Here is a 12,327-nt window from a genome sequence, read left to right as displayed (position 1 = left end):
ATTTCATTGTAATTTTTGGGTACATCTACTATGTTGCACACCAATTTAATAGAGGAGCCACATCATGTTCATCAGAATTCTTAAATCATACGACTATTCGTTAATAGCAGCCATTTTCTTATTAAGCACATTCGGGCTTCTAATGGTCTACAGCTCAAGCATGATCACATCCATTTTAAGATATGATGTGACGAGCAGCTATTTTTTCAAAAAGCAGAGTATTTCCCTGCTAATAGGTTTCATTATGTTTGCCGCACTTTCATTTTTCCCATATAAAATTTTTCTTCAGAAAAAAATGATCAAGCTCTTATTTTACATATCGATTGGCTCTTTATTGTTTGTCATGATTTTTGGGCACACAGCCGGAAACGCTCAAAGCTGGGTAAAATTAGGCGGAGCAGCGATTCAGCCCGCAGAGTTTGCGAAGATGTGGGTCATAATTTATTTATCAGCACTGCTTGCAAAAAAACAGAGATATATGGATGATTTCTACAATGCCATTCTGCCGCCAGTTATATTTGTTGTTGTGATTTTCATTTTAATTTTGCTGCAGCCCGACTTTGGGACAGCACTCATTATTTTATTGAATGCAGCAATCATTATTCTTTGTTCAGGAATTACGCTTAAAAGCTTTATCAAATTATCAGCTTTTACAGCGATGGCCATTTCAATCGGGCTTATGCTTTTATTTATTACAAATAAATTAGCTGACGTCTTCTCATCCGAGAGAATTTCAAGATTTACAGGTTTTTTGGATCCCTTTGAAAATATCGCCGATTCAGGCTATCAGCTTGTCAGCTCTTATTATGCAATTAACAGCGGCGGCATGCTCGGGCTTGGCCTTGGAAACAGCATTCAAAAATATGGCTACTTGCCGGAAAGCCATACGGATTTTATTATGGCGGTCATCAGTGAAGAGCTTGGACTGTTCGGAGTGCTCTTTGTCATCGGGCTGATTGCGTTTATCGTGTTAAAAGGCTTTGCCATCAGCAAAGCTTGTCCGGATCCATTCGGCTCACTCCTTGCCATTGGCATTTCATCCATGATTGGAATTCAGGCCATCGTCAATCTTGGTGCGGTAGCCGGTCTCCTTCCAATTACGGGTGTTACCCTTCCATTTGTAAGCTACGGAGGGTCATCACTGATTCTGCTCTGCATCTCTGCCGGAATGCTTGTGAATATTTCGATGATGAATACCTTTAAGCAGACCTACAGCAAGCCACAGGCTGCATAAAAAATACCCAATCTATTCAGATTGGGTATTTTTTCATCCTATTAATGTGTACTCTTCGTTTGCCTTTTTCGAATAAACCAGATAATAAACACAACTGCTGCTGCTCCAAGTACTGCATAAATGACCGATGAATACACGCCGACATACTCATTGATTTTAGGCCAGGCTTCACCAAGTGATGCCCCCAGCATAACAAGTGCAATGTTCCAGATCAGGGTTCCAAAGGTAGTAAATAGAACAAATTTCAGGAAATTCATATTGGACATGCCCGCCGGAATCGAGATGAGGCTGCGGAGCAGAGGCACCATACGGCAGAAAAAGACGGTCCAAATGCCGTATTTATCAAACCATGCATCTGCACGGTGTACATCTTTCTTTTTAACTCTCAGGATATGGCCCCATTTATCAATGATTTTTTCGAGCCGTTCAACATCCAGCTGCAGGCCGATCCAGAATAAAACGATCGCGCCGACAACAGATCCTGCGGTAGCTGCGAGTATGACCCCAATCACATTCATGTCTGAATTGGTCGTCATGAATCCTCCGAATGGCAGCACAACTTCTGAAGGAATAGGAGGGAATATGTTTTCCAAGGCAATCATCAGAAAGATGCCAAAGTACCCGTATTGTTCCATAAAATCCGTAATCCAGTTCTCCAAAGACCTCACTCCTTCACTGCGTCCTTTTCTTTCTAAAAATCATTTCCCTATGCGGAAACTTTTAAAACGCAAGAACCCCTTTTAAAAACACGGCATCTCCTAAAAGAGATACCGCGTAAGGTTATACTAAATTCTTTTGTTCAAATCCAATAAATTTCAAGGCAAGGTGCAGACTTGAAAATGATTTGGTCTCTTTAAAATCAAGTCCAAGGCTAATCATGGTCTGTGCAATTTCAGGGCGTATTCCGCTCAACTTTGTTTCTACGCCCAGAAGCTGCAGAGCATCAAGCACTTTGAAAATTTGGTTTGCTACCATTGTGTCAATGACAGGTACGCCTGATAAGTCAATGATTAAATACTCATATGCACTTTCTGCACTTTTTGTTAAAGCAACGTCCATTAATATTTGTGCACGCTGTGTATCAAGGTCCCCGATTAAAGGAAGAACCCCAATTTTTTCTGAAACATTCACAATTGGCACAGATAGCTCATCAACAGCATTTTTGGCAGACTGAATGTTAGTCGAGTATTTTTTCATATAAAAAACACTGATCAAATGGATAGCGTGATCTACAACATGATCAAAAGATGAAAGAAGCTCATAAAACTCATCCAGGGATAAGCTGTCAGCCTTTGCCTGTTCTTTAATGATGTCACCAATCACATCACGGTAAAATTTGATTTCCTCAATGGCCAGGTCAAGCGGAAATTGAATGGCAATCAGCAAATCTGCCGTTTCTCTTCCCCAGTTGTTCAGAAGAACAATCGATTCCTCCTTCTTGAGCAAAATAGCTTCAGCATAAACGTTCACTAATTTTTCTCTCCAATTAGAAAGCTCCTGGCTGTTTGACTGGATCAGGTTCGGGTATTTTATGGTCTTTTCTACTTTTATAGTTTGGATCAATTCTTGTTTTTGATCTATAATCACTTCATTAATTTTTTTGAGGGTTGTGTGTAAATTGTTTTTAGTCTGCATGGTTCTCCTTTCCAAAACGATGTTCTATCTATAAGGATAGTACTATACATTTAGAATCTCAAACCCTTTTTGTGATAGTTGGCAAAAAAAATTTTCCATTTGGTATTTCGAACAATCGGATTTTCTTCTTTTTTCAGCCTGAATTAGTTTAATAAACAGGAATGTAAATTTTCATCTTCATTTTTTCCGGATAGCTTGATCCCAGTACATCCGTGACCTCAAAATCAGGTCTTCTCTCCGTGGATCCACTCTTCAATCTTCTTATAATAATACTCACTTAAAGCCTCATGCAGGAGCAATTCCTTTTTTCCAGTTTCATTCAAGGAATACGTCCCCCTTTTCACCCTCTTAAACCATCCGTAGTAATTCTTGTTAAGAATCGAGAGCGTTTTATCACCGGTTCCCATGGCACGGAGCATTTTAGGACTGAGCGGTCCATTCCTTTCGAGACAGCAGGCAATATGAATGCATCTTTCCTTATAAGCTGTCATGATTTTCGTTTTGTTCACGCCGCCAATATTATGATCCCCGCTTCGCCCGGCCATTTCAGCCAGTATTCTTTCTCTTCTTTTCTTGCTCTGCTTCATGCTTTTGACGCGATCAAATGAAGATGGGTCCAGCTTGATTTCAGCTTGAGCCCTTCCTTGCCGAAAAGACACGATAATCAAACCAAGTTCCAGCCGCTTCACCAAGTAGCAAAGATCCTTCCATTTTTTCGAGCGCAGGCTGTATGAGGGCTTGGGGATGGCAATATACACACGTTCTGTATAACGCTGTCTTTTTGCCGCCTGAATCAGCAGTTCAACGTTCAGCCTGAGCTTCAGTTCAACGATAATCAGCTCTTCCCCCTTAACCGCAGCCAGATCACAGTCATTTACTTCTCCGTACACTTCAAAGCCTTGTTTGAGAAAATATCGTTGTATCGGCAAATATAAATCCTTTTCTAAAATCTTGTCCTGTTTCATTTTTAATACCCCGCGTTTTCCATTATTCTTCACCCTATCATAAACTTTTTCAGAAAAAAAAGGTGAATGTTAGTGTAAAAGAATATAATTCGAATCAATCACCTGACATGAGAATCTGACAAGTTATGAGACAAGCAGGGGCTGTCCAGAAAGTATTTTTTTGCATAAATTATTGTTTTCGATAATAAATATTGTCCGTTCCTTCCGCTGCAATCCACTCAAGATTATTAACATGTAGTCTAAAAACAACAAAGTTTGAAAAGAGCCTACAGAAAAAAGCAGACAGGAAATTTCCTGCCTGCTCCATTTTAAAGACCTATTGGACAATCCCTTGTGCTGTAGATCTTTAAACTTTAACAGGAATCCAAATCTCAGAATAATAGTCTGAACTATATGGATCATCATTTGTATACACTTCTAAATCAGGTGTGCCGGCATGCTCATATCCGCTCGTCGGGAACCATTCGGAGATAATTTGCTTCCATGCATTTTGCATCGCATGAGGCATTGGGCCATGAACTTCAAACACAACCCATTTTGATGCTGGTATCGTGAGTTTTGAGAAACCTTCAGGCAGTTTGCCATTATATTCTGCAGCTACCCAATAATCCATCATTTTGCTGCTGCCTGCTACGCATATTCCCATCACGCCTTTAATTTCCCCGTTGTTCAGTTTCATCAGCAAATCATTGGTCCCATCCTGATTGACTTCATTCCAGAGCTTTGGAATACCAATAAGATTTTCCTCATTCTCACATGAAAACTCACGTTTAATTCCGACTGCTTCAAACCCTTTACGTTCCACCACATTGTAATTCATCGGATCTGCCCCTTTCAAACTCACCTGAATGGCCAGGCGGCTGTAGAATTTCAGTTTACAAGTGCTTTTCCTCGCTTCACTAGGCGATATCCCGTGCTGCCTTCTGAAAGCCTTTGTAAACGATTCGGGAGTGTCATAGCCATACTTATAGGCAAGATCGATCACTTTGCTGCGGCTGTTTGCGAGCTCCTGGGCGGCTAAAGTTAAACGTCTGCGCCGAAGATATTCTCCAACTGAAATGTCTGTTAAGATCGTAAATGTCCGCTGAAAATGATAACTTGAAGCATTTGCCTCTTTTGCAATCTGTTCAATCGAAATATCTTCAAGCAAATGTTCTTCCATATAGTCGATTGCCTTCTGTATTGACTCTATCCATGACATATCACTCACTCCCAGGTCCAATCTTACCAATGTAGCTTCTATAAATCCTGTCATTTAATGCTTTGTGGTGACTGCTTTTACAAATGACTTGTACAATTATACAAGTCGCACTCCCATCCCTTTTCTCCTTTTACAATTGTCGAGATTGACGTATTTCTCAGTCCATCCTTCATTTCTAAAGTAGGGACCACCTGTCTTAAAAAATGTGAGATGAACATTCCGTGGCTGACTATTAAGATGTTTTTTTCAGGGTGCTCCTTGATTAATTCATCGAAAAACAACTGACCTCTTTTGATAACGGCCTCAGTCTTTTCAATTCCAAGATCGAGCTCCCGCCACTGATCTCCCCATTTCTTTAATCTTTCTGCTTCAGTCGTTCCTTCAATTTGTCCGCCATCCACTTCTTTAAGTCTTTCATCAAATTGAATAGGAAGATTCCCAAGCTTTGCTGCTATGTATTCGGCTGTCTGTTTTGCCCTGGCTAATGGACTTGCATAAATCATATCCCAGTCCTCAGAACTTAACCTTTCCGCAAGCTTCACCGCTTCGATGATTCCATTCTCATCAAGTGGAATATCTGAGCTCCCCTGTGCTCTTCTCTCTACATTCCAGGCAGTACGCCCATGGCGGATAATCCCTATTTTCGTCATATTCAGAACCATTCCTTTCAATTAATTTCTATCATTCTCTAATTCTTCCATCTAAGATTATGATACTCTAAAAGAGGGGTGAATACGATGAAAAGAAAACCAATTTATGTTGAAATTTTGGTCAGATCAGACATGGAAAAACTGTGGAGTGCAACACAAACTCCAGACTTGCATTCGAGCTGGGATCTCCGTTTTTCAGCCATTACCTATCTTCCGAAAAAAGAAAACGAACCTCAGCACTTTTTATATAAAACAAATATTGGCTTCGGCCAAAGCATACAGGGATGGGGAAAAAGCGTCGGAACCTTTCACGCTGAGGATGGATCCAGAACATCATCTCTTCATTTCGGAACAGATCAAAAAATATCCCTAATCAAAGAAGGCAAGGGATACTGGAAGTACATACAAAACCAGGACGCACTCACTTTTCTGACACAATACGATTATAAAGTGAACTTTGGCAGGTTGGGTGCGTTCTTTGATGCCATCATATTCAGGCCATTAATCGGCTGGGCAACTGCTTTAAGTTTTGATGTCCTGAAAAGATGGCTTGAAAAGGGAGAAGCCCCGGCCTCCCAGTATTTGCGCTTTTTTAGTACATGGCTTATTTCCTTTCTTTTCTTTTTTATATGGACTTATCACGGCGCAGTGCCGAAATTAATTTTCCATCATCCAGAAGAAGTATCTATGACGAAAAACTTGATGCCTATTTCGATGAATCAAGCTTCCTCCATTGTTACTGCTGTTGGCATAGCAGAGATTCTATTCGGACTGCTGTGGCTATTGCCGTTTAATAAAAGAAGGTTATTTGGCCTGCAGATTATCGTGTTCCCGCTTCTTTCCCTATCAGCTGTTCTGGCAGAGCCTGCTAACCTGATTCATCCCTTCAGTCCCATTACCTTTAATGCCGCTTTATTCATTCTTTCGATCATAGGATTCTTCCACAGCAGGGACCTGCCGACAGCGGGCAGCTGCAAAAGAAAGAGATAAGGAGATTCAGATGTCTATTTATAGAAGTGTATTAGGTGATCAATTTCAGCGTCTCCATCCAAAGCTTCAAAAAAGGTACGAGTTTCCCTTTACAGCTAAAGGAGTGATGAAAACAATAAACGGCGGACCAAAATGGCTGTACCCCTTCTTTTTAGCAGGAGTCCGCTTTAAACTCCTATTTCCGGAGTATGGGAAAGAGATTCCGTTTGTTATCAGAAATACTCCGCGCACTGGCGCTGACGGAGAAGAACAGGTTCACTGGGAACGGATCTTTTATTTTAAAAAGAAAAAAAGGTATTTCAATGCCTTAATGAGTCTGGATTCTAAAAGGAACTTGATTAAAGATTACCTGGGTGAGCCGAAATTGTTCTATTCCGATTTGTCCTTTCATGTGAATGACAGCGGGCAACTAAAAATAGAGTCCAGAAGTCAGCGGCTTGTTCTTGGAAAGCTTGAGATACCTGTGCCGGGATTGTTTCAGGGACTGGCTTTTGTAACAGAATCCTACGACGAGGACAGGGACGTTTTTTTAATAGAAGTAAAAGTAGTAAACCGTGTCATCGGCACCGTTTTCTCATATGAAGGAGCGTTTACAGCAGATGAAATTTAGCAGCTTTGTCATCATTCACAGCATCATCTTTCTTCTTTCCATACTTTTAAATGAGGGGCCATGGTACTTTTTATTGCTTACGGCAGCACAGCTTGTCTATGTTCCGCTCGTATTGCAGCTCATCATGAAAAAAGGGGATTGGTTTTATAAGCTTTATCCCTATGTTTCCATTCCTGCTTATACATCTGTATTTCTCCTGCAAGTAACAGGAGAATCCTCATTTGATGTCATTTTTGCAGGTGTCTACTTGTTCTTTACGGTTCTTGTCGCTGCTTATGGATGCTCACGTTTTTTAAGCCGGGGTTTTATTCAATTTGAAGAATTTGCAGTGGATATCGGTCTATTATCGTTAATGATCGGCGGGGCATGGTTTTTTGCACATATAGGTGATATTGAAACTGGTTTTCCCCCTATTATCACGTGGCTGACTGGCATTCACTTTCACTACTCTTCCTTTTTGCTGCCGATTTTTGCAGGATTCTTAGGGAGAATTTCGAAACCTCCATTTTACCGGCTGTCGACTTCTATCCTGGTCGTATCGCCGTTTATTGTAGCACTGGGGATTGCCTATTCAGTCTGGCTTGAACTGTTATCCATCCTTTTTTATATTGCGGGGATTTATAGTTTGATCTATCTCTCATTTAAAGTGCCGCTTCAACAGGCGAAATGGCTGATCAGACTGTCCTTTTCAGCACTTGGGATCACGATTCTTTTTTCTTTGGCTTATGCCCTGGGAAATGGTTGGGGAGTTTTCACCGTATCCATTGACTTTATGCTGAAATTTCATGGCATCCTGAATTGCGTCTTATTTGCTTTATTGGGTGTGATTGGCTGGTCTATTTTCACCCCTTCTTCTGCAGACGGCCCGGCCTTTCCCATCAGTAAAGTCAGGGGAAAACGGGCAATTGGCGAGAAAATACTGGATGAGATCGCAGACAGAAACGCTGAATACCAGGGACTAGTAGATCATATGGGCATCTATGAACCTGATATTTCGTTGAAAAACCTGTCTAAAGAGATTATCAGCTTTTATGAAAATACCAATCAATACCGCCTGTTTGCAGAAGTAAATTGGCACAGGTGGTTCAAACCATTCGCCTTCGTCTACCGATTGTTCAGCAGACAAGTGAAACAAATCAACCTTCCGCTTTCAAGCAAGCAGGCTGAAATGACCGGAAGGATCTATCCGGTAAAAAAAGAAAACGATGACAGAGAGTCTGTCCGTGCATGGGTGCGGAAGGTTAATGGAGAAACTGCTTTTGTTGCCCTCTACTCTTATCATAGGACTAATGAAAAAACCTACATGAATATTGCCCTTCCTCTTCCCCGCTCAGTCATGATTGGGATATTGGAACTTAAGCAGAATGGTCAAGACCTTCAGCTTTCAAGTAAAAGAGAGGGTCAGGATTCAGATGCCGGTGTTTATCTGGCTTTCGGGCAAAACTTGTTCAAACTTCCGATTGAAGAAGTTTTTCATGTCGGGGAAGCACCTGAGGGAAGGCTGTCCGCGAAGCATAAAATGTGGATTTTTCGGATTCCTTTTTTAACGATTCATTATTCTATTGTGAAAAGACAAAAAAACTCTTTCTAATGAAGGAGTTTTTTGAATGGAATGATATTGAAGTATGAGCAATAAAAAGAAGACCTGATTCGGTCTTCTTTTTCATTCATCAAGCAATCTCAGATTCTTTCGAGTGCACTTTTCTCATAAAGTCGTTTACGTCAGAAGGAACTTTGCGGTCAAGCTTCGAGACGATGTAAACAGACAGGAATCCGATTGGGACGGTTATCAGTCCTGGTACTCTGAACTGAAGGAATTCAGGTAAAGTCGCCGGCAGGAAAATCATGTACATGGAGGAAAGGAGCCCAAGGACAAGTCCCGCAATTGCCCCTTTTTCAGTCATGCCTCTCCACCAGATTCCAAGAATGAAGATAGGTGTAAATGTACTTGCTGCCACCGTAAAGGCGAGTGCAACAAGGTGGCCGATTGATGCTTCTTTTACAAGAAGACCAAGCGCTCCATAGAGGACACCTAAAACCAGAATCGAGACTTTACCGGCGATAACACGTTCTTTTTGAGTGATATTTTTCCGTAAGAAAGTTGCATAAAGATCATGTGCCAAAGCACCGGAACTTGCGATAAATAAACCGGACAAGTTCGAGAAGACTGCTGCAAATGCACCTGCGATGACAAGTCCAAGCAGCCATTCTCCGCCAAGAGCCTGTGCAGTAGAAGGAATAACCATATTATTTCCTCCCGCTACAAGATCCTTCATAACCTGTGGATCCGCTGAGCCGCTTAAGAAAATAGATCTTCCGACTGCTCCAAGGTAAACAGCGAAGAAAAAGAAAACGCTTGCAATTAAGATTGCCATAAGAGCTGATTTACGTGCGGCCTTTGCACTTGGGTTTGTGTAAAAGCGAAGCAGAATATGCGGAAGACCGATCGTACCCAGCGCAAGCCCGATTGTCATTGAAATGGTCTGCCAGAAGGACGGGAAGTAGTTTCCTGTGCCAATCCAGGTTTGACCATCATGAACAACGTCTTTTCCATCAGGTGCAAACGTTGCTGTTCCGGCAATGCTTCCTGTAAATTCAGTGACAGAAGCAAGGATTCTTTCATAATATAAACCGCCGTAAATCGCCGCTACTACCATTAAAATAAATGCGCCGAGACGAATCCATAATTCCAGCGCCTGATTTAGCGTAGTCCCTTTCATTCCGCCGATTCCAACGTAGAAAATCATAACACTGCACGTAAAAATAATGCCAAATTCATAACTTGTCCCAAAGAACATACTTAAGATTTGTGCTGCTCCCAATAGTTGCGGTGCTGCATAGAAACCTGAAATCGCGAGTACGACAGCAACCGCTGCAAGTCTTGCCCGTTTACTGTGAAAACGGTAGCCAAGAAAATCTGCAACTGTATAAGCGCCAAATCTGCGAAGCGGTCCCGCTACAAAGATTGCAAGGAGAGTCAGTCCGATTGAGAAACAAAAGGCGTAATAAGCTCCATCATAGCCAAGCTGAAAAGTCAGTCCTGCTATCCCGAGGAAGGTGGCAGCACTCAAGTAATCTCCGCCGATGGCCGATCCATTCGTAAACCAGCCAAAGCTCCGGCCGCCTACAAAAAAGTCAGATGCCGTTGCATTCCGTTTTGATAGATACGTAATGTAGACGATCGTTCCCATCAGGAAAATCGTGAGCAGCATTTTAGGTTCAAACAAAGCAGCCATCAGTTGACACTCCTTCCATTAGAAGGACGAACGGAGCTGTCTGTCATCCGGCTCTTTTTCAATCTCTTCTCATATAACGCAGTATGAATATAAGCAATAATAAAGGCCATTCCCATTGCAACAATCCCTGTAAAGAACCAGGCATACGTCATTCCGCCGTAAAAATTTGAAAACATAAACTCGGGTGCAAACCAATTCAGGATCGGCATCGCAAAAATAAAGGCAAAATAAAACAATGTCAGTTTCGAGCCTGTACTAAATTCACTTTTCATCAAATGGCGTGTCTGCTGATCAAGCGGTTCCAGCTCTCGGACGTCAACCGTCCCTGCCTCTACATAATCATATTCTTTAAACTCAGCGGCCAAAATCCGTTCCCCCTTTGTTTTTATCTATTTCACTGCATGCTTGTATTTTACAATAGAAGGAAACGGCATACCTTACAATAAATTATCAGAAATGTATAAATATTTAATATATTATCCATTTCATGTATACTAGTACTAGAGACATACTGTAAAGGAACGGGGAATTTAAGCGTGTACAACGTTACATTCATAGTGGAAGAAACAGCTGAAAAAGAAAAAATGACAACATGGATACATGAAGAACTAGAGGATACCCCGCACGTTGATGAGGGAACCATAAACACCTCACTAAAAATAGCTGTCGTAGAAATCAGAAAGTTATTTGACTGGGTCAAAATTCACCGTCTGCAAAAAAAGCACCATGACTGCATCATCTTCCCGCTTCTAGATCCATCTATGCTGAAAACTTCTCCCATTGCTATTGAACTGCAGCTGCAGACCATGCTTGTGAAGCCCGTCAAAAAACATACCTTCATTAAAAGTTTAAGAAAAGTCATGACGTCAAATAAAAATGAAAGCGCAGTCATCACAAACTATGGTTCAATGGTTCAGCAGCTGGAACAAGACCGAGGGACAGACGCACGCCTTCTTCCTTTTCAAGAAGCTTTTTTGCGGAGACTGCTCCGTGCCGAAGTGAAATCAGAAGAAGAGCTGTTTGCAGCACGTTCCTATCTTTCTGATGAAACAGTTCCAAACGCGGTTTGCTTCATACAGGGATTTATTCACAATCAAAGCAGGGAAAAAGCAGAATCGGCGCCTCTTCTCATTCAGACAGTCTTTAAACAGCTCTTCTCACAAGTGAACCAGCAGCCGTCTTTTCTCGCTTACAAAAAACATTTGCTCATGCTTATCCAGGTTCCGCACGGCTTATCATCCATTAGGAATTGGCATGAAGGCGAAAGCAAACTGCTTCAGGCGATTGAGGTTCTGAAAAATAAACATGGCATTCATTTATACATAGGAGTCGGTTCCATTTACAGAGAACCCCTGCTTTTATCCCATTCTTACCGGGAAGCACGCAAAGCAAGGCGCACCCCTCATTACAATCGGCTCTCGCTTCGATATTTTGAAGAAATAACCACTAATCCGCAAATCAATACGTGCACAAGCTATATTGCTCTTAACTGCCATAAAGAACTGACGACTAAAATCGTCGCTGATCAAATCAACATCAGCGTTCCGTATTTCTGCAAACTCTTCAAAAAAGAAACCGGCCGAAGCTTTGTTGAATATGTCACCTTCGTCAGACTTCAGCGCGCCGTCTGGATGCTCCGGCATACGGATCAAACAATTGAGCAAATTGCAGATGAACTCGGCTTTAATACCCCAAACTATTTCAGCACTACCTTCAAAAAATACGTAAGCATTACCCCGAGCGAATATCGGTTGACGGATGAGATTCTATTTGTATAGAGAAAAGCGGAGCCGACTGTTTAGACCC

The 12,327-nt window shown here is 41.6% G+C and carries 12 protein-coding genes; 5 read left to right on the top strand and 7 right to left on the bottom strand.

All coding sequences use genetic code 11. The annotated features are described in order from the left end of the window. Nucleotides 1–64: 64 nt before the first annotated feature. The gene (locus AC3ISE_RS05560; protein ID WP_489223373.1) at nt 65–1,234 is read left to right on the top strand and encodes an FtsW/RodA/SpoVE family cell cycle protein; all 1,170 of its coding nucleotides are present in this window, start codon (nt 65–67) and stop codon (nt 1,232–1,234) included. 41 nt (nt 1,235–1,275) lie between these two features. Here AC3ISE_RS05560 and AC3ISE_RS05555 read toward each other — a convergent pair whose 3' ends face one another. The 5 genes from AC3ISE_RS05555 to AC3ISE_RS05535 all read right to left on the bottom strand — a co-directional run bounded on the left by AC3ISE_RS05555 (nt 1,276) and on the right by AC3ISE_RS05535 (nt 5,685). Then, on the bottom strand, nt 1,276–1,893 hold the full coding sequence (locus AC3ISE_RS05555) for a DedA family protein (RefSeq protein ID WP_489223372.1): 618 nt from the start codon (nt 1,891–1,893) through the stop codon (nt 1,276–1,278). A gap of 121 nt (nt 1,894–2,014) precedes the next feature. Further along, nucleotides 2,015–2,869 (bottom strand): STAS domain-containing protein, encoded by an 855-nt coding sequence (locus AC3ISE_RS05550; RefSeq protein WP_489223371.1) that lies wholly within the window; start codon nt 2,867–2,869, stop codon nt 2,015–2,017. 224 nt (nt 2,870–3,093) lie between these two features. Then, nucleotides 3,094–3,834, bottom strand: a complete 741-nt coding sequence (locus AC3ISE_RS05545; protein WP_489223370.1) for a DUF2161 domain-containing phosphodiesterase — start codon at nt 3,832–3,834, stop codon at nt 3,094–3,096. Between the two features lie 346 nt (nt 3,835–4,180). After that, nucleotides 4,181–5,035, bottom strand: coding sequence for an AraC family transcriptional regulator (locus AC3ISE_RS05540; protein WP_489223369.1), 855 nt, complete (start codon nt 5,033–5,035; stop codon nt 4,181–4,183). A gap of 77 nt (nt 5,036–5,112) precedes the next feature. Then, a complete protein-coding gene (locus AC3ISE_RS05535) occupies nt 5,113–5,685 on the bottom strand; it encodes a histidine phosphatase family protein (protein WP_489223368.1) in 573 nt (190 codons plus the stop codon). An 87-nt stretch (nt 5,686–5,772) separates the two neighbouring features. Here AC3ISE_RS05535 and AC3ISE_RS05530 point away from each other — a divergent pair, with 87 nt between their 5' ends. From AC3ISE_RS05530 to AC3ISE_RS05520, 3 genes are read left to right on the top strand one after another with little or no spacing between them, the layout of a single operon-like run. Continuing rightward, a complete protein-coding gene (locus AC3ISE_RS05530) occupies nt 5,773–6,675 on the top strand; it encodes a DoxX-like family protein (RefSeq protein WP_489223367.1) in 903 nt (300 codons plus the stop codon). A 10-nt stretch (nt 6,676–6,685) separates the two neighbouring features. Continuing rightward, on the top strand, nt 6,686–7,285 hold the full coding sequence (locus AC3ISE_RS05525) for a DUF4166 domain-containing protein (RefSeq protein WP_489223366.1): 600 nt from the start codon (nt 6,686–6,688) through the stop codon (nt 7,283–7,285). After that, nucleotides 7,275–8,876 (top strand): YndJ family protein, encoded by a 1,602-nt coding sequence (locus AC3ISE_RS05520; protein ID WP_489223365.1) that lies wholly within the window; start codon nt 7,275–7,277, stop codon nt 8,874–8,876. The genes AC3ISE_RS05525 and AC3ISE_RS05520 overlap by 11 nt, the downstream gene beginning before the upstream one ends. A 79-nt stretch (nt 8,877–8,955) precedes the next feature. Here AC3ISE_RS05520 and AC3ISE_RS05515 read toward each other — a convergent pair whose 3' ends face one another. Together AC3ISE_RS05515 and AC3ISE_RS05510 are read right to left on the bottom strand one after the other, a co-directional pair. Next, entirely contained in the window at nt 8,956–10,524 is a 1,569-nt protein-coding gene (locus AC3ISE_RS05515; protein WP_070874917.1) for a sodium/solute symporter, read from the bottom strand. Continuing rightward, nucleotides 10,521–10,886: a DUF485 domain-containing protein gene (locus tag AC3ISE_RS05510; protein ID WP_489223364.1), complete on the bottom strand. Its 366-nt coding sequence runs from the start codon at nt 10,884–10,886 to the stop codon at nt 10,521–10,523. The genes AC3ISE_RS05515 and AC3ISE_RS05510 overlap by 4 nt, the downstream gene beginning before the upstream one ends. Nucleotides 10,887–11,057: 171 nt before the next feature. Between AC3ISE_RS05510 and AC3ISE_RS05505 the strand changes: the two genes are divergently transcribed. Then, nucleotides 11,058–12,299, top strand: coding sequence for a helix-turn-helix domain-containing protein (locus AC3ISE_RS05505; protein ID WP_489223363.1), 1,242 nt, complete (start codon nt 11,058–11,060; stop codon nt 12,297–12,299). Nucleotides 12,300–12,327: the final 28 nt, after the last annotated feature.

This window comes from Metabacillus sp. KH_069, assembly GCF_057838075.1.
This window is presented reverse-complemented; position numbering and strand designations above follow the sequence as displayed.